The organism is Paludibacillus litoralis (genome assembly GCF_037646705.1).
In the GTDB taxonomy this organism is placed as follows: Bacteria; Pseudomonadota; Alphaproteobacteria; order Rhodobacterales; family Rhodobacteraceae; genus Pikeienuella; species Pikeienuella litoralis.
Genome location: NZ_JBBHER010000003.1, coordinates 419,626 through 436,306, shown reverse-complemented (window position 1 = coordinate 436,306; position 16,681 = coordinate 419,626). Strand labels below are relative to the sequence as shown.

At 68.1% G+C, this 16,681-nt stretch carries 20 protein-coding genes and 1 other RNA gene; 9 read left to right on the top strand and 12 right to left on the bottom strand.

The window, feature by feature from the left end; all coding sequences use genetic code 11:
• Positions 1-45 precede the first annotated feature (45 nt).
• The 6 genes from fsa (at position 46) to WG921_RS06480 (ending at position 4,953) form a co-directional block, all read left to right on the top strand.
• A complete protein-coding gene (gene fsa, locus WG921_RS06505; protein ID WP_340108391.1) occupies positions 46-702 on the top strand; it encodes a fructose-6-phosphate aldolase in 657 nt (218 codons plus the stop codon).
• Positions 695-1,426 (top strand): DUF484 family protein, encoded by a 732-nt coding sequence (locus tag WG921_RS06500; protein ID WP_340108390.1) that lies wholly within the window; start codon positions 695-697, stop codon positions 1,424-1,426. The genes fsa and WG921_RS06500 overlap by 8 nt, the downstream gene beginning before the upstream one ends.
• Positions 1,426-2,364: a tyrosine-type recombinase/integrase gene (locus tag WG921_RS06495; RefSeq protein ID WP_340108389.1), complete on the top strand. Its 939-nt coding sequence runs from the start codon at positions 1,426-1,428 to the stop codon at positions 2,362-2,364. The genes WG921_RS06500 and WG921_RS06495 overlap by 1 nt, the downstream gene beginning before the upstream one ends.
• Positions 2,361-2,798, top strand: coding sequence for an Lrp/AsnC family transcriptional regulator (locus WG921_RS06490; protein WP_340108388.1), 438 nt, complete (start codon positions 2,361-2,363; stop codon positions 2,796-2,798). The genes WG921_RS06495 and WG921_RS06490 overlap by 4 nt, the downstream gene beginning before the upstream one ends.
• A 127-nt stretch (positions 2,799-2,925) precedes the next feature.
• The gene (rocF, locus tag WG921_RS06485; RefSeq protein WP_340108387.1) at positions 2,926-3,843 is read left to right on the top strand and encodes an arginase; all 918 of its coding nucleotides are present in this window, start codon (positions 2,926-2,928) and stop codon (positions 3,841-3,843) included.
• A gap of 57 nt (positions 3,844-3,900) precedes the next feature.
• Entirely contained in the window at positions 3,901-4,953 is a 1,053-nt protein-coding gene (locus tag WG921_RS06480) for an ornithine cyclodeaminase (protein ID WP_340108386.1), read from the top strand.
• Between the two features lie 28 nt (positions 4,954-4,981).
• On the opposite strand, the gene WG921_RS06475 is transcribed toward WG921_RS06480, so the two are convergent.
• On the bottom strand, positions 4,982-5,308 hold the full coding sequence (locus tag WG921_RS06475) for a hypothetical protein (protein ID WP_340108385.1): 327 nt from the start codon (positions 5,306-5,308) through the stop codon (positions 4,982-4,984).
• Positions 5,309-5,501: 193 nt separating this feature from the next.
• Between WG921_RS06475 and WG921_RS06470 the strand changes: the two genes are divergently transcribed.
• Entirely contained in the window at positions 5,502-6,059 is a 558-nt protein-coding gene (locus WG921_RS06470; RefSeq protein ID WP_340108384.1) for a carbonic anhydrase, read from the top strand.
• A gap of 92 nt (positions 6,060-6,151) precedes the next feature.
• Positions 6,152-6,241: signal recognition particle sRNA small type (ffs, locus tag WG921_RS06465), an RNA gene on the top strand.
• 68 nt (positions 6,242-6,309) lie between these two features.
• On the opposite strand, the gene WG921_RS06460 is transcribed toward ffs, so the two are convergent.
• The 6 genes from WG921_RS06460 to dapD all read right to left on the bottom strand — a co-directional run bounded on the left by WG921_RS06460 (position 6,310) and on the right by dapD (position 10,823).
• Complete coding sequence (locus WG921_RS06460; protein WP_340108383.1) at positions 6,310-7,248, bottom strand: 2-hydroxyacid dehydrogenase; 939 nt, start codon at positions 7,246-7,248, stop codon at positions 6,310-6,312.
• The gene (locus WG921_RS06455) at positions 7,245-7,739 is read right to left on the bottom strand and encodes a gluconokinase (protein WP_340108382.1); all 495 of its coding nucleotides are present in this window, start codon (positions 7,737-7,739) and stop codon (positions 7,245-7,247) included. The genes WG921_RS06460 and WG921_RS06455 overlap by 4 nt, the downstream gene beginning before the upstream one ends.
• 112 nt (positions 7,740-7,851) lie before the next feature.
• A complete protein-coding gene (gene dapE, locus WG921_RS06450; protein WP_340108381.1) occupies positions 7,852-8,985 on the bottom strand; it encodes a succinyl-diaminopimelate desuccinylase in 1,134 nt (377 codons plus the stop codon).
• Entirely contained in the window at positions 8,982-9,629 is a 648-nt protein-coding gene (locus WG921_RS06445; protein ID WP_340108380.1) for an HAD family hydrolase, read from the bottom strand. The genes dapE and WG921_RS06445 overlap by 4 nt, the downstream gene beginning before the upstream one ends.
• Before the next feature lie 3 nt (positions 9,630-9,632).
• On the bottom strand, positions 9,633-9,962 hold the full coding sequence (locus WG921_RS06440; protein ID WP_340108379.1) for a hypothetical protein: 330 nt from the start codon (positions 9,960-9,962) through the stop codon (positions 9,633-9,635).
• Between the two features lie 33 nt (positions 9,963-9,995).
• The gene (dapD, locus tag WG921_RS06435; RefSeq protein ID WP_340108378.1) at positions 9,996-10,823 is read right to left on the bottom strand and encodes a 2,3,4,5-tetrahydropyridine-2,6-dicarboxylate N-succinyltransferase; all 828 of its coding nucleotides are present in this window, start codon (positions 10,821-10,823) and stop codon (positions 9,996-9,998) included.
• Positions 10,824-10,909: 86 nt separating this feature from the next.
• Between dapD and WG921_RS06430 the strand changes: the two genes are divergently transcribed.
• Positions 10,910-11,743, top strand: coding sequence for an LOG family protein (locus WG921_RS06430; RefSeq protein ID WP_413788561.1), 834 nt, complete (start codon positions 10,910-10,912; stop codon positions 11,741-11,743).
• 12 nt (positions 11,744-11,755) lie between these two features.
• Here WG921_RS06430 and WG921_RS06425 read toward each other — a convergent pair whose 3' ends face one another.
• The 5 genes from WG921_RS06425 to WG921_RS06405 are packed head-to-tail and all read right to left on the bottom strand — an operon-like array spanning position 11,756 to position 16,616.
• Positions 11,756-13,348 carry a class I adenylate-forming enzyme family protein gene (locus WG921_RS06425; RefSeq protein ID WP_340108377.1) on the bottom strand — a complete coding sequence of 531 codons (1,593 nt, stop codon included), beginning with the start codon at positions 13,346-13,348 and terminating at the stop codon, positions 11,756-11,758.
• Positions 13,345-13,998, bottom strand: a complete 654-nt coding sequence (locus tag WG921_RS06420) for an ABC transporter ATP-binding protein (RefSeq protein WP_340108376.1) — start codon at positions 13,996-13,998, stop codon at positions 13,345-13,347. The genes WG921_RS06425 and WG921_RS06420 overlap by 4 nt, the downstream gene beginning before the upstream one ends.
• Positions 13,999-14,002: 4 nt before the next feature.
• Positions 14,003-14,755 (bottom strand): ABC transporter ATP-binding protein, encoded by a 753-nt coding sequence (locus WG921_RS06415; RefSeq protein WP_340108375.1) that lies wholly within the window; start codon positions 14,753-14,755, stop codon positions 14,003-14,005.
• On the bottom strand, positions 14,752-15,723 hold the full coding sequence (locus WG921_RS06410; protein ID WP_340108374.1) for a branched-chain amino acid ABC transporter permease: 972 nt from the start codon (positions 15,721-15,723) through the stop codon (positions 14,752-14,754). The genes WG921_RS06415 and WG921_RS06410 overlap by 4 nt, the downstream gene beginning before the upstream one ends.
• Positions 15,720-16,616: a branched-chain amino acid ABC transporter permease gene (locus tag WG921_RS06405; RefSeq protein ID WP_340108373.1), complete on the bottom strand. Its 897-nt coding sequence runs from the start codon at positions 16,614-16,616 to the stop codon at positions 15,720-15,722. The genes WG921_RS06410 and WG921_RS06405 overlap by 4 nt, the downstream gene beginning before the upstream one ends.
• Between the last annotated feature and the right edge of the window lie 65 nt (positions 16,617-16,681).

Here is a 16,681-nt window from a genome sequence, read left to right as displayed (position 1 = left end):
CGCACCTGCGGAAAGAAGCGCGGGCGCGAAACGGGAGAGACCCCCATGAAATTTTTCGTGGACACGGCCGAGATCGACGAGATCCGTGAACTCGCCGAGACCGGGATGGTCGACGGCGTCACCACCAACCCTTCATTGATCATGAAATCCGGGCGCGACATCATCGAGGTGACGCGGGAGATCTGCGGCATCGTCGACGGCCCGGTCAGCGCCGAGACCGTGGCGACCGATGCGAAGGGCATGATCGCCGAAGGCAGGAAACTGGCCGAGATCGCGCCGAACATCGCGATCAAGGTGCCCCTCACCTGGGAAGGGCTCAAGGCCTGCAAGGCGCTGTCGGGCGAAGGCCGGATGGTTAACGTCACGCTCTGCTTCTCCGCCAATCAGGCGCTCCTCGCGGCGAAGGCGGGCGCGACGTTCATCTCGCCCTTCATCGGGCGGCTCGACGATATCTCTCTCGACGGCATGGAGCTTATTCAGGAGATTCGCCAGATCTACGACAATTATCATTTTTCCACCGAGATCCTCGCCGCGTCCATCCGCAACGTGAACCACGTGAAGGCGGCGGCGCTGATCGGGGCCGACGTCATCACCGCGCCGCCCGGCGTCATCAAGGCGCTGGCGAGCCACCCGCTGACAGACAAGGGCCTCGACGCGTTCCTCAGGGACTGGGCCAAGACCGGGCAGAAAATCCTTGGCTGACGCCGGCGCCGAGCCCCGGGAAGAGGCCGAAAGCCGGGATCTGAGGACGGAGATTCTCGCCGATCCGGACATCGTGCTGGAGGATCGCGTCGTGATGCAGGCGCTGATCGACGCCGAGGGCAAGCCCGGCGGGCGCAAGGTGGTCGATCTTCGCGGCGCGCTGGTCACCCGGCTGGAGGCGCGGCTCGACCGGCTGGAGACGACGCACCGCTCGGTCATCGCCGCCGCCTATGAGAACCTCGCCGGCACGACGCAGATCCAGAAAGCGGTGCTTCTGCTCCTCGATCAGAACCGCTTCGTCGATTTCCTCCGCGCGCTCACCCTGGAGACGCCGGACATGGTCGCGGTCGACCACGCCCGCCTCTGCATCGAGACGGACGAAGCCGCGCCCGGCCCGCTGACCGAGCTCGATCCCGCGCTGAGCGACCGATTCGTGATCCTGCCGCCGGGCGGGGTCGACGCCTATTTCTCCTTCGGCGGCCGCCGGCGGATCAGCCTCCGGCGGACCACCCCCGAGGCGGAGGCCGTCTTCGGCGACGCCGCGGCCGCGATCGGGTCCGAGGCTCTGGTCCGGCTCGATCTCGGCGGCGGCCGGCAGGGGCTTCTGGTCTTCGGGGCGGAAGACGCGCGCCGGTTCGACCCTGAGCATGGCGGCGAGTTGCTGGAGTTTTTCGGCGGCGTGGTGGAGCGCGCGCTCCGGCGCTGGCTCGCGCCGGAAAGCTGATGAGCGGGGCGCCGGCCGGAGACGCCGCCGGCGGCGACGCTCTTCTTCGCCGCTGGCTGGCGGCGTTGAGCGGCGCCGGAGGCGCGTCCCCGCATACGATCGCCGCCTATCGGCGCGACGTCGCCGGGTATCTCGGGTTTCTGACCAATCATCGGGGCGGCCCGGTCGGGCTGGCCGCGCTCGCGGCGGTCTCGCCGCGGGACATGAGGGCGTTTCAGGCGCGGCTTCGCGCGGATGGGCTTTCGGCGCGGTCGGCGGCGCGCGCGCTCTCGGCGGTGAAGTCCTTTCATCGCTGGCTCGGCGAGGCCGAGGGGATCGAAGCGGCGGCCCCGCTTGCGGCGCGCGGCCCGAAAACCGCGCGCCGACTGCCCCGCCCGGTGACGGCGGCGGCCGCGACGGCGCTGATCGACCACGCCGCCGACGACCACCCGGAGCCCTGGATCGCGGCCCGCGACGCCGCCGTTCTCACCCTGCTCTGGGGCGCCGGGCTGCGGATATCGGAGGCGCTGGCGCTGAACCGGGGCGACGCGCCGCTTCCGGAGGTTCTCCGGATTCGCGGCAAGGGCGGGAAAGAGCGGATCGCGCCGGTTCCCGCCGCCGCGCGGCGGGCGGTTGACGCCTATCTCCGGCTTCTTCCCTACGAGACCGGGGCGGCGGACCCGCTCTTTCTCGGCGCGCGGGGCCGGCGGCTCGACGCGCGCCTCTTGCGGCTGGCGATGGCGCGGGCGCGCGCCGCGCTCGGCCTCCCCGCCACCGCGACGCCGCATGCGCTCCGGCATTCCTTCGCCACGCACCTTCTGGAGGCGGGCGGCGATCTCCGGGCGATTCAGGCGCTTCTCGGCCACGCCTCTCTGGCGACGACGCAGGTCTACACCTCCGTCGATCAGGCGCGGCTGATGGCGGTCTACGAAGCGGCCCACCCCCGGAACGACGCGTGACCGGCGCGCCGCCGGACGAGACCGACAGGCGCCTCATCGCGGCCCTGCGCGAGAACGGGCGCGCCTCCATCACCGCGCTCTCTCTCGAACTCGGCCTCGCCCGGGGAACGGTGCGCGCGCGGCTGGAGCGTCTGATCTCCGACGGCGTGATCCGCCGGTTCACCGTTGATCTCGGCGTCGAACACGCCGCCGACGCCGTTCGCGCGGTGATGACGATCGAGTTGAAAGGGTCGATGACGCGGCAGGTGATCCGCACGCTTTCGGCGATGCCGGAGATCACCGCGATCCACACCACCAACGGCGCCTGGGATCTGGTTGCGGAGATCCGCGCCGCTTCGCTGCCGGCGTTCGACCGCGTCCTGAGGGAGGTGCGCGCGATTCCCGGCGTCTCCAACAGCCAGACCAGCCTGCTTCTCGATACGGTCCGGAGTTGAATCGCGCATATTGATCGCCAAATTTATCGAATCGGTCAATTTAGCGCCCGAAACGATCATTTCTCCCGATATGCGTTGATCGCTTTCCCGCCTATTCTTCATCCCGACATCGAAGAGAGGCCCGTTCATGACCAATATCGCTCTGCTTGGCGTTCCCACCCACGCCGGCGCCGCGCAGCCCGGCTGCCAGATGGGGCCTGAAGCCTATCGCACCGCCGGCCTCGCGGAGGCGCTGACGGCGCTCGGCCATCATGTGGAGGACCGGGGCGACATCCGGCCCGCCCCGGCGCGGGATCTGGCGCATTCGAACGCGGCGGTGAAGAACCTCGGCCTGACGGTCGCCTGGACCGAAGCGATTCAGGCCGCAGGGCGCGCCGAGACCGCGTTTCCGGTCTTTCTCGGCGGCGACCACTGCCTCGCGGCGGGCTCGATCTCCGCGATGGCGGAACGCGCGGCCGCCGAGCGCCGGCCGCTTTTTGTGCTCTGGCTCGACGCGCATCCCGATCTCCACACGCCCGACACCACGACCAGCGGGAACCTTCACGGCGCGCCGATGGCCTATGTCACCGGCGCGAAGGGGTTCGACGCCTATCCGCCGCTGAAAGCCGTCGTCGCGCCGGATCAGGTGTTGATGCTGGGCCTTCGCTCCGTCGATCCGGCGGAGAACGCCCGCATCGTCGAGGCCGGCATCGATGTTCGCGACATGCGCGCGATCGACGAGCACGGCATCGCCCCGCCGCTTCGCGCGTTTCTCGCGCGGGTGAAGGCCGCGAACGGGCGGCTCCATGTCAGCCTGGATGTCGATTTCCTGGACCCGTCCATCGCGCCCGCGGTCGGCACCACGGTCCCCGGCGGCGCCACGTTCCGCGAGGCGCATCTGATCATGGAGATGGTGAGCGACAGCGGCCTCGCCTCCTCGCTGGATCTGGTCGAGCTCAACCCTTTCCTGGACGAGCGCGGGCGCACCGCGAAGCTGATGGTCGATCTCGCCGCGTCCCTGATGGGCCGCAAGGTGCTCGATCGCATGACCCGCAGCCACTATTGACGCCAGACCTTCACGCCCCGCTCGCCGCACGCTCGTTCACCAAGAAGGATGCCCTTGATGAGAACGCCTTCCGAACCCTCCCGCCTCGCGATGGTCCCTTTCGTCTCCGTCGACCACATGATGGAGATCGTGAACGGGATCGGCCCGGCGGAGATGATCGCCGAACTCGCGGAGTATATCGAAGCCGATTTTCGCCGCTGGGAGAGCTTCGACAAGACGCCGCGCGTCGCCGCCCACTCCAACGAGGGCGTGATCGAACTGATGCCGACCTCGGACGGTGAGAATTACGGCTTCAAATATGTGAACGGCCATCCGAAGAACATGCGTGAAGGCTATCAGACCGTCACCGCCTTCGGCGTTCTGTCCAACGTCGCCAACGGCTATCCGGTGCTGTTGACCGAGATGACGATCCTGACCGCGCTCCGCACCGCCGCGACCTCGGCGATGGCCGCCAGACATCTTGCGCCGAAAGGCGCCCGGGCCATGGCCATGATCGGCAACGGCGCGCAATGCGAATTTCAGGCGATCGCGTTTCAGAAGCTGCTCGGGATCGAGGAGGTCCGCCTCTACGATCTCGACGCCGCCGCGACCGCGAAAGCGGCCGCCAACCTCAAGGGGACGGGGCTTCGCATCATCTCCTGCCGCTCCAAGGAGGAGGCGGTCGCCGAAGCCGAGATCATCACCACCTGCACGGCGGACAAGCAGTGCGCGACCATCCTGACCGACAACATGGTCGGCGCCGGCGTTCACATCAACGCAATCGGCGGCGACTGCCCGGGAAAGACCGAGCTTCACCGCGACATTCTGCTTCGCTCGGACATCTTCGTCGAATATCCGCCGCAGACCCGGATCGAAGGGGAGATTCAACAGCTCGAACCCGATCACCCGGTCACCGAACTCTGGCGCGTGATCGCCGGGGCCGAGACCGGGCGGCGCTCCGCCGCGCAGATCACGCTGTTCGACAGCGTCGGCTTCGCCATCGAGGATTTCTCCGCGCTCCGCTATATCCGCGACCAGTTGGAGCGGACCGGCGCCTTCATCGAGTTGGACATGCTCGCCGATCCGGACGATCCGCGCGATCTCTACGGCATGGTCCGCCGGGGAAAGTGACTGGCCGCGCGGCCCCGAAGGCGGCGACTCACTCGCCTTCGAGCCGCGCCGCGAGGCATTGGTCGATCAGCGCGTAATCCGGCAACCAGAGCGCGCGGCACTCATCGTAGACCTCAATCAGATATGCGGCCGCCTTCGCCTCGCCGCGCACCGCGGAGAGCCGGCGCGCGATGGCGCGCGCGCCCTCGATCTGCCGTGAGACGCACGCGTCGAACGCCGCCGACGGGCCGCCAACGGTCATCCGGCAGAAACGATGCGCCACGCTTCCCTCAGCCGCCGCGAGCGATACGTCCGCCGTAAATACCATGAACGCGAACAAGACGCGCCAGAGGATGGTCCACCGCCGCACCGCCAATCCTCTCTCTTTACCTTGACAAATGAGTCTGTCATGTCGTTCCCGGCTTGTCACGCAGGCGTCGGCCCCGCTTAGTTGAAAGGAGCGCTTAACAGTCATGCTCGCACATCCGGTCCCAACCTATTTTTCAGATCGATTTCACGCTTGGAAATCAACGAAATTCGATGATTCCAAGGCTTGGTATGCGCGTCTGATGACCAACGGGCAGCACCCGCGATCGATGCTGATTTCCTGCTGCGACAGCCGAATCGACGCGATCTCAATGTTCGGCGCCGAGCCCGGCGACCTTTTCGCGCTCCGCAACATCGCCAATCTGGTGCCGCCTTACACCCCTGACGAGAATCACCACGGCACCTCCGCCGGCGTCGAATACGCGGTGAACGCGCTGAAGGTCGCGCATATCCTCATCGTCGGCCATTCGAATTGCGGCGGCGCGCAGGCCTGCCACGACATGTGTTCAGGCGCCGCGCCCGAGCTCGAGGCGGCGTCCAGCTTCATCGGCCGCTGGATGGATCTGCTCCGGCCCGGATATGACCGGGTTGTCGCATCGAACCCGAAGGACCGGGCCGCGGCCTTGCGTGAGATGGAGCATGAGACCGTGCGCACCTCGCTCCGCAATCTCGCAAGCTTTCCCTTCGTCAAGGATGCGGTGGACGCCGGGCTGCTGACGCTGCACGGCGCCTGGATCGATATCGCGCATGGCGACATGTACGGGATGAACCCGGAAGACGAGACCTTCACCCGGCTCTGACGGCGGGCGCCCGGGCGCAGTCCGCTTCGGGCCTCCGGGCGCCATCATCGTTGTTGCCCCGCCGGGCCCGAACGCTTATATGCCCGTTTGAGAGATCGGCGCGGGCGGGCCCCTCGCCAACCCGGTCAGGTCCGGAAGGAAGCAGCCGCAACGAGTTTCGCCTGGGTCGCTGCCGGTCTCTCACCCTCTCCTCTTTGCGGACGCCGCCCGGATCGCCGGGCGGCCTGAATGGCGGGGCCGCTCGGGCGGCTTACTCCACCACTTCGCTGATCAGAGGCTCGCCCGCGATATGGGCGCGAATATTGTCGACCACGAGCTTGCCCATCGCCGCCCGGGTCCGGTTGGTCGCGCTGCCCTGATGGGGTGAGAGCAGCGTGTTCGGCATGGTCAGAAGCTCGGGGTGCGGGCGCGGTTCATCCTCGAAAACGTCGAGCGCCGCGCCGCCGAGCGCGCCGCTCTTCAGCGCCTCCACCAGCGCCGCCTCATCCACCACCGCGCCGCGGGCGACATTGACCAGAACGCCCGATGGGCCGAGCGCGGCCATCACCTTGGCGTCCACCAGCTTCTCCGTCTCCGCGCTGCCCGGCGTCACGACGACGAGCCAGTCGGCGGCCTTCGCCATCTCCACGAGGTCGGGATAGTAGCGATAGGGCTGATCCTTCTGCTCGTTCCGGCCGTGATAAACCACGTTCATCTTCATCGCGACGAGGCGGCGCGCGATCTCTTTTCCGATCCGGCCGAGGCCGAGGATGCCCGCCGTCGCGCCGGTCAGCTCGGACGTCAGACCGAAGGCGCCCTTCTCCCATTTCCCGGCCCGCGTGAAGGCGTCCGCCTCCAGCAGGCGGCGGCAGAACGCGACCATCATCCCGACCGTGATCTCCGCCATCGCATCGTTCAGAACGTCGGGCGTATTCGTCACTCTCGCGCCATGCGCGTTCGCCGCCGGCACATCGATATTGTCGTAGCCCACGCCATAGGAGGCGATCAGTTTCAGGTTCGGCAGCCGCGCCATCAACGCCGGCGGACAACCGTGATGGCCGTCCGTCGCGACGACCCCGACGCGCTCGCCGACCTGCGCGAGAAGCGCGTCCTTGTCCGCCGCCTCCCAATACCGGTGAACGACGCCAAGTTTGGCGATATCCTCCATGCAGACGGGATGCATCGGGCCAATCATCAGAATGTCAGTCATGTGAGTTCCTTCAAAGCGATTTCGATCAGGATGTCCGGCGGGCGCGCGGCGTCAAGCGCCAGATGCGGCTCGTCCGGGTCGGGCGGCTCCAGCGTCGCGAACTGGCTGTCGAGAAGCGCGGGCGGCATGAAATGCCCCACCCGGCCCGCCATCCGGGCGCCGATCACGGCCTTCTCTCCGGCCAGATGAAGGAAGAAGACCGGCTCTCCCGCCGCCGCCGCCAGCCGCTCGCGGTAGACGCGGCGAAGCGCGGAGCAGGCGATCACCGCCCGCCCCTCCGCCGGCGCGGCGGCGCCGAGCGCGTCGAGCCACGGCCAGCGGTCCTCGTCCGTCAGCGGGGCGCCCGCCGTCATCTTCGCGATGTTCGCGGCCGGATGATAGGCGTCCGCCTCGATGAACGGCGCCGGAAGCGCCGCGCCGAGCGCCGCGCCAAGCGTGGACTTGCCGCACCCGGCGACGCCCATCACGCAAATCAACCTCGGCCCGGCCATCCGTCAGCATCCTGAATTTCGGAGGAACCACAGCCGGAATCGACGAGCCCCCCTCTCGACACGTTGCGCCTTCTTGCTCCGGCGGCGCCCGAATGGCAATCCGGCCGCATCCTCAGGCCGCGTGATAGCGCTCCAGAACTTCGCGGTAGATCCGCGTCAGCGCGCGGATCTCCTCCACCGGCGCGCTCTCATCGACCTGATGCATGCTCCGCCCGACAAGGCCGAACTCCGCCACCGGACAGATCGCCTTGACGTAGCGGGCGTCGGAGGTTCCGCCGGAGGTGGAGAACACCGGCCGAACGCCGGTCTCCGCCTCGGCGGCGTCCGCGATGATCCGGGCCAGCGTTTCCGGCTCGGTGACGAAGCTCTCTCCGGAGACGGAGAATTCGGTCTCGATCCGGACGCCGGTTCCGGCGGTGGCGGCGCCAGCCTCCTCCAGAATCCACAGCGCCAGCGCCTTCGACGTATGCGCGTCGTTGAAGCGGATGTTGCAGGTCGCCCGGGCGCGCTCCGGGATCACGTTGGTCGCCGGGTTCCCGGTGTCGATCGTGGTCAGCGCCAGGGTGGACGGGTCGAAATGCTCGGTCCCCTTGTCCAGCTCGCGGCTGGCCAGCCGGTCGAGGAGCCGCACCAGCGGCGCCAGAGGATTGGCGGCGCGATGCGGATAGGCCACATGGCCTTGCCGCCCCGTCGCGGTGAAGCGCGCCGTGATCGAGCCGCGCCGGCCGATCTTGATCATCTCGCCAAGACGTTCGGGGCATGTGGGCTCGCCGACGAGGCAATGATCCAGGGTCTCGCCGTGGAGAGCCATCCAGTCGAGAATGGCGGGCGTGCCGTCGCGCGAGGCGCCTTCCTCATCGCCCGTGATCAGAAGCGCGACCGTCCCGGCGCCGCCCTCCGCCCGATAGGCCGCCGCAGCCGAGACGAAGGCCGCGACTCCCGATTTCATGTCGACCGCGCCCCGGCCCCAGATCCGCCCATCCGCGATTTCGGCGGCGAATGGCGGGTGGGTCCAGGCGGCGGCGTCGCCCGGCGGCACCACATCGGTATGGCCGTTGAAGCCGAAGACCGGCCCGCCCTCCCCCGCTTTCGCGAAGAGATTGGCGATCCCGCCCCGGTCGCAGCGATGAACGGCGAACCCCGCCGCCTCCAGCCGCGCGGCGAGGAGCGGGATCGCGCCGTCGTCCTCGGGGGTGACCGAAGCGCAGCGGATCAGATCCGCGGTCAGCTCGACAGGGTCTATCATCGGCGCGACTCCACCAGACGCATGACATCGTCCGGCGCCGCGGCGAGCGCATCGACGCCGGCGGCGGCGAGCTCCTCCCGCCCGCCAAACCCCCAGAGCGCGCCGATCGGCGTGATCCCGTTCGCCAGCGCGCCCCGCGCGTCATGGAGCCGGTCGCCGAGCATGAAGCTCTTCGCGGGGTCCGCCCCCGTCACGGCCAGCGCATGGGCGAGAAGATCGCGCTTGTCGGCGCGCGTTCCATCCAGCTCCGGGCCGAATTCCGCATCGAGATGAGAGGCGAGCTCGAAATGCGCGGTGATCTTCACCGCGTGGACCAGCGGCTTCGCCGTCGCGAGCGCCAGCCGGTAGCCCATGGCGCGAAGCTCCGCCAGCATCTCCGGCGCCCCGTCATAAACGCGCGCGTCGAACATGGCGCCGCCCGTGTAATGCGCGCGATAGAGCGCCTCGGCCCGCGCGACCTCCGGCGCCGGAACGCCAAGGCGCGGAAAGCTCTCGAGAAGCGCCGGCCCGATGGACGCCCTGAGCGCGGCCTCCGGCGGGCGCGGCACGCCCAAGGCCGCCAGCGCATGCGCGATGGCGCCGGTGATGCCGGGCGCGCTGTCGGTCAATGTTCCGTCGAGATCGACGAAGATATATGCGCTCATCGCTCAGTCCTCGAAAACCGGCGTCATCTCCGCGACGATCACCGCGTTCTCGGCCTGCGCCCGCGCCATCAGCGCGCGGTCCTCCGGGCCGATTTCATGGCCGGCGGCCTCGCGCTCCGCCAATGCGCCATGCCCCTCCACCTCCAGCACCGAAAGACCGGCGTCACGGAGGATCGCGGCGGTCTCGCGCGCCGCCTCGGCTTCGTCCGCGGCGGCGGCGTAGCAAAGGAGCGCGCCGCCGGACGCGGCGGGCGGCAACCCGTCGCCCTTCTTGCGCCCGACATGGGCGAGGAGCGTGTAGACCTCCTGCGGCGCGCCCGGAGCCTTCGTCATGCGTCCGTCCTTCGATGAGGGCGCGGGGCCGCCTCAGTCGCGCAGAAGCTCGTTGATCGAGGTCTTGGAGCGCGTCTGCGCATCCACCCGCTTCACGATCACCGCGCAATACAGGCTGACGCCGTTCTTCGACGGCAGCGTCCCCGAGACGACGACCGACCCCGCCGGCACCTCGCCGTAACTCACCGCGCCGGTCTCGCGGTCGACGATCTTCGTCGACTGGCCGAGATAGACGCCCATGCCGAGCACCGACCCCTCGCGGACGATCACGCCCTCGACCACTTCGGAGCGCGCGCCGATGAAACAGTTATCCTCGATGATCGTCGGGCCGGCCTGCATCGGCTCCAGCACCCCGCCGATGCCGACGCCGCCGGAAAGATGCACATTGCGGCCGATCTGCGCGCAGGAGCCGACCGTCGCCCAGGTGTCGACCATCGCGCCCTCGCCGACATAAGCGCCGAGGTTGACGAAGCAAGGCATCAGAACCACGTCCTTCGCGATGAAGGCTGAACGGCGCACGACGCAGTTCGGCACGGCGCGAAAGCCCGCCGCGCGCCACTGGTTCTCGCCCCAGCCTTCGAATTTGGAGGGGACCTTGTCCCACCATCCGGAGCCGCCCGGCCCGCCGGGGATCGGCGCCATGTCGTTGAGGCGGAAGGAGAGGAGCACGGCTTTCTTCGCCCATTGGTTCACGCGCCAGGCCCCGTCCGGGCCCCGCTCCGCGACACGCAGCGCGCCGGCCTCCATCGCGTCGAGCGCCGCTTCGACCGCGTCGCGCGTCTCGCCCTTCGTCGACGGGGTCACGGCGTCGCGGCCCTCCCATGCGGTTTCAATCGCGGCTTCCAGCGCGGCGTTGTTCATCGGGGCGCTCCTGATCGGCTCTGTTCCAAGGTCCGGCGAGGCTATACGATGCCGACGCGCCTCGCGCAATCGACGCCGGGCGGCAGATGAAAAGGGATGCAAACGTGACGAGCGAAAGCGACCGCAGATCCGCATTGACTCAACTGAATGAGGATCTGGCGCGCACCTCGAAGGTGCCGGTCACGCCTCAGACCGCGCATCCGGCCTATCGCCTGCCTTATGTCGACCCGGATTTCATGCGCTCCGACCCGCTCCGCGGCGTGCGGCTGCAACTCGAGCTGGAGAAGCCCGAAAGCCTCCTCCGCGCGGCTGGGATCGAGAGCACGGTGGTGATGTTCGGCGGCGCGCGGATTCCCCCTCCGGCGGAAAAGAGCCGGGCCCGGACGCCGGTTCTCGCGGAGCTCTCGCGCTATTACGACGAAGCGCGCCTCTTCGCCCGCTGGGTGACCGAGGAGAGCCTGAAGCGCGGCGGCGGGCAGCTGGTGATCTGCACCGGCGGCGGGCCGGGCGTGATGGAGGCCGGAAATCTTGGCGCCGAGGACGCCGGCGGGCGCTCCATCGGCCTCAACATCGTGTTGCCGCATGAACAGGCGCCGAACCTCCACGTGACGCCGTCGCTCAGCTTCAACTTCCACTATTTCGCGATCCGCAAGATGCATTTCCTGATGCGGGCGAAGGCGATCGCGGTTTTCCCGGGCGGTTTCGGCACGCTTGACGAGCTTTTCGAGACGTTGACGCTGATCCAGACCCAGCGGATGGAGTGCATGCCGGTCCTGCTCTTCGGCGTCGATTTCTGGCGGCGGATCGTGAACTGGGAGGCGCTGGCCGAAGCCGGCACGATCTCCAACGAGGACCTCACCCTGTTCAACTTCGTCGAGACCGCGGAAGAGGCCCTGGCGGCGATGGAGGGCCGCGTCTGACCGCCGCCGCTCCTAAGGCCGGGGGTCCGAAACGCCCATCGCCGCCAGAATCTCGCGCAGCTTGTGCTTCATCACCTTGCCGTTCGCGTTCCGCGGCAGCGGCTCGTCCATGAAGGTGAAACTGTCGGGCGCCTTGTAGTCGGACAGACGCTCACGGCAGAAGGCGCGAAGCGCCGCCTCATCGACGGCCGCGCCGGACAGGTGGACGAAAGCGTGCGTCTTCTCGCCGAGCACGGGATCCGGGCGCGGCACCACCGCGGCCTCTGCGACGGCGGGGTGGAAGCTGAGCGCGTTCTCCACTTCGACGGAATAGATGTTGTAGCCGCCCCGGTTGATCATGTCCTTCAGACGATCATGAACGTAGAGCAGGCCATTCTCGTCAAACCGGCCGATATCGCCCGAGCGCCAGAACCCGGCGTGGAAGCTCTCCGCCGTCTTCTCCTTCTTGTTCCAGTACCCGGAGACGATCATCGGCCCCCCGATCCAGATCTCGCCCGATACGCCGACCGGGACTTCCTCGCCCGCCTCGTTCATCACCAGGATATCGGCGGTCGCAACCGGCGCGCCGACGCTGGCCGGATGATCCGCCTGCAGGCCGAGCGGCATGATCGTCGCCGGCGACGTCGTCTCGGTCGCGCCATACGCCTGCATCAGGGTCAACCCGGGCAGGGCGGCGCCGAGCTTCTCGATCGTCGCCACCGGCATCGGCGCGCCGCCGAAAGAGCCGATCCGCCATGCGGAAAGATCGTAATCCGACAGATCCGCGCGGAGCAGGCAGAGATTATACATCGCCGGCACGAGGACGGTGAAGCTCATCCGCTCCGCCGCCGCCAGCGTCAGGAACGCGGCGACCTCGAACCGCTCCAGCATCACCACCGCGCCGCCGGCGGCGAGCGGGGAGAAAATCCCGGCGATCAGGCCGGTCACATGGCTCGCCGGCACCGCGACGACGGTGCGATCCTCCGGACCGAGGCTGAAGGCGTGAACGAAGGTCAGCGACGAATGGACGATGTTGAGATGCGTGAGCATCGCCCCCTTCGGCGCGCCGGTGGTCCCGGATGTGTAGAGAATGACGGCGGCGTCTTCCTCCGCCACGACCGGCGCCGGCGCCGGCGGCCCGGCGAGCAGCGCCTCGAACCCGTCCGGCCCGGCGTCTCCGACGACCACGCGCGGCGCGCCCTCCGGCAAAAGCGTCTCCATCGCCCGATCGGAGATGGTGAGCGCCGCGCCCGAGTCCTCAAGAATATAAGCGATCTCCGGCGCGCTTGAACGAACCGGGATCGGCGTCGCGATCGCGCCGGCGCGAATGACGCCGAGCAGCGCGAGGACGAACTCCCAACGGTTCTGAATCAGGATCGCCACCCTGTCGCCCGCGCGCACGCCCCGAATATGGAGCCCGCCCGCGAGCGCCGCGGCCCGCCGCTCCAGCTCCGCGTGGGAAAGCCTCAGATCGCCATCCACCAGCGCGTCCCGCGCGCCATGCGCCGCCGCCGCGGCGGCGAGCATCGCCCCGACGCTCCCCGGCCGGTCGACGAAACAGCGTATCACGCGGTCCCCGAAATGCGCCTCCGCCCGCATCGCAGGCGCGCCTTCCGCCGCAGTCATGCCGTCTCAACCTCCATGTTGGCGCCGCGCTCGATCCCCCAGACATGGTCGAGCAGGGTCGCCGAATGGGTCAACTCGGACATGCTCATGAGTATGGAGAGGTTTTCGCTCTTCAGCGCCGAGATCACATCGGAGAGGCGCTGCGCCAGCACCGGCGCCACGCCTTCGAACGGCTCGTCGAGAAGCAGGAGCCGGGTGCCGACCGTCAGCGCCCGGCCAAGCGCCACCATCTTCTGCTGCCCGCCGGAAAGCAGGAGCGCCTTGCGCCCCGCCATCGGCTTCAGCTCTGGCATGGCGTCATAGACCAGCCGCAGCCGCTCCGCCCCGTCGAGCCCGGGCGTCACCCATGTCGGCAGGAGGATATTCTCCTCCACCGTGAGATCCGGGATCAATCCGCGCGTCTCGGGCATGTATCCGAAGCCGAGGCCGGCGCGCCGGTGCACATCCACCTTCGCGAGATCCTCGCCATCGAGCGTGATGGCGCCGACGGAGAGCTTCGCAAGCCCCATGATCGCCCGCATCACGGTGGTTTTTCCCGCGCCGTTCCGCCCCGCGAGGCCGACCATCCGGCCGGACTCCAGCGTCATCGAGAACCCTCGAACCGCCTCGACCGAGCCGATCTTCACATGAATGTCGTCAAGCTTCAGCATGGGCTCACCTCGCGGTCCCGGTGACGTATTCCCGCACCGCCGGGTCGGCGAGCACCTCATCCGGCGCATCGTCGGCGATGATCTCGCCCGAATAGAAGGCGAGCACCCGCTCGGCGTAGCGCGTGACGATGTCCATGTCGTGCTCGACGAAGATCACCGCCGCGTTCTCCCCGGCGAGCGCCGCCATCACCCGGTCCATCAGCGGAAATTTCTCCTCCGAAGAAACGCCGGAGGTCGGCTCGTCGAGCAGGAGGACGCGCGGCCGGCTGGCCAGCGCCATCGCAATGTCGATCAGCTTCCGCACGCCCCCCGGCAGCTCGTTCACCGACTGGTCGGCGTAGGGGGCGAGCCCGAATCTCTCCAGAACCTCGCGCGCGCGCTCGACCGCGCGCGGCTCATGCGCGGGGCGGATGAAGGACGGACGCTCGTCCTTCGCCACTTCGATCGCCACGATGATGTTGTCGAGCGCGGTCATGGACTCGCAAAGCTGCGGGATCTGGAACGACCGGCAGACCCCGGCGCGCGTGATCCGCCGCGGCGGCAGGCCGGTGATCGCCTTCCCGTCGAGCAGCACCTCGCCCGCATCCGGCTTGAGATAGCCGGTGACCATATTCACGAAGGTCGTCTTGCCGGCGCCGTTGGCGCCGATCAGCGACAGCCGCGCGTTGGCGTTGACGCTGACATTGATATTCTTCGCCGCCACCAGCGCGCCGAATGTCTTCACCAGGCCTTTCGCTTCGAGAACGGGCGCGCTCATGCTTGCGGCTCCTTCGCTGCGCCGACGCGCCGCGCGCCCGCCCGCCGCGTCCAGAGAGAACCGATGCCGCGCGGCAGGAAGAGAACCACCAGCAGCAGGAACACGCCCAGCGCCAATTGCCAGCTATCGGGAAAATACTGGCCGGAGAAGGAGCGCACGAGCTCCGTGATCAGCGCCGCGCCGAAAATCGCCGTGACGCTGCCGTAGCCGCCGAGAATGGCGATGAAGACGACCTCCCCGGAGGCGGTCCAGTAGCTGAAGAACGGGTCGACATGGCCGAGCGCGACGCCGTTGATGACGCCGCCGAGCCCCGCGAGCGCGCCCGAGAGAATGAAATTGCGCTGTGTGACCGTGAAGACCGAGGCGCCGAGATATTCGACCCGGAGTTCATTCTCGCGCGCAGCCAGAGCGATATGGCCCGGGCCGCTGTCGAAATAGAGCCGGCAGAGCGCGGCGGCGAGCGCGGCGGCGATGACCGCCGCGGCGTACAGCGCGAGATCGGCGGCCTCCCCTTCCGGGTTCCATCCGAAAAAGCTCGGGTTCGGCACGTTGAACCCGTCCGACCCGCCGAGCGGCGTGACCTTCGCCAGCACGCCATAGAGAACCATGGAGAACGCCAGCGTCAGCATCGCGAAGAAGATGCCGCGATACCGCGCGATCAGCGGCGAGAGCGCGGCGGCGACGAGCCCGCCGGAAAGGGCGCCGGCGACGAGAAGCAGCGCCATGTCCGTCACGCCCATCCTGCTCGCCAGCAACCCGGACGCATAGGCGCCGACGCAATAGAAGAGCCCCTGGCCGAAGCTGACGAGGCCGCCCCGCATCAACCCGACGATGCCGAGCGCGACCAGGCCGAGGCCGACCGCTTTCGTGACGGTGAACAGCAGCCAGAGCGGCAAGGCGAACCCGAGGGCGATGACGCCGGCGGCGCCGAGCGCGGCGAGGCCGAAAACACGGATTGTCGGGTTCATATCTTGCGCGCCTTGACCGGGGTGAAGAGCCCTTCGGGCCGGAAGATCAGCACCACCACCATGACGAGGTAGATGATGAAGATCTCCACCTCCGGCGCCTCGTAGACCGCGAAAGAGCGTGCGAGTCCGACGATCAGCGCGCCGATCGCCGCGCCGGGGATCGAGCCGAGCCCGCCGATGATGACGACCGCGAAGCTGACGATGATGACGCTGACGCCGATCCCCGGCTGAACCGAGATCAATGGCGCCGTGAACGCGCCGCCGAGCGCCGCGAGGAAGACCCCGGTTCCGAAGGCGAGGAGATAGATGCGCGCGATGTTCACGCCCATCGCCTGGCTCACTTCCGGCTCATTGATCACCGCGAGCGTGATCTTCCCGATCCGCGTGCGGGTCAGCCCGAGCCAGACGCCGAGCCCGCAGACCACCGCGAGGCCGATCAGCGCCAGATCATAGCCGACATAGAAGAGCGAGCCGATCTCGACATTGCCGAGCAGGTTTCGCGGCTCGAAGAGATAGTACGGATCGACGCCGAAAATCATCTTCGTCACATCTTCGAGAATCAGGAAGATCGCATAGGTGATGAGCAGGATCAGCACTTCATCCCGCCCGTAGAAGAGCCGCAGCAATCCGCGCTCGATCACCGGCGCGACGACGATGGCGACGGCGAGCGCGGCGATGAACATCGCGATGATGCTGAACCAGGGCGGGAGCCCGAGACCGGCGAAGAGCGGCGCCGTGACGGCCGCGGCGTAGGAGCCGAGCGCGTAGAGGCTACCGTGCGCGAAATTCAGGATCCTGAGCACCCCGAAGACGAGCGTCAGCCCGAGCGCGACGATGAAGAGCCACGACGCGTAGATCAGCCCGTCGATGATAATGGTGAGAACGAGATCCATCAGCGCCCGATCCGCCTTGTTTCAGATTAAGTTCTGCGGGCCGCGCCATTCAGCGCGGCCCGCGT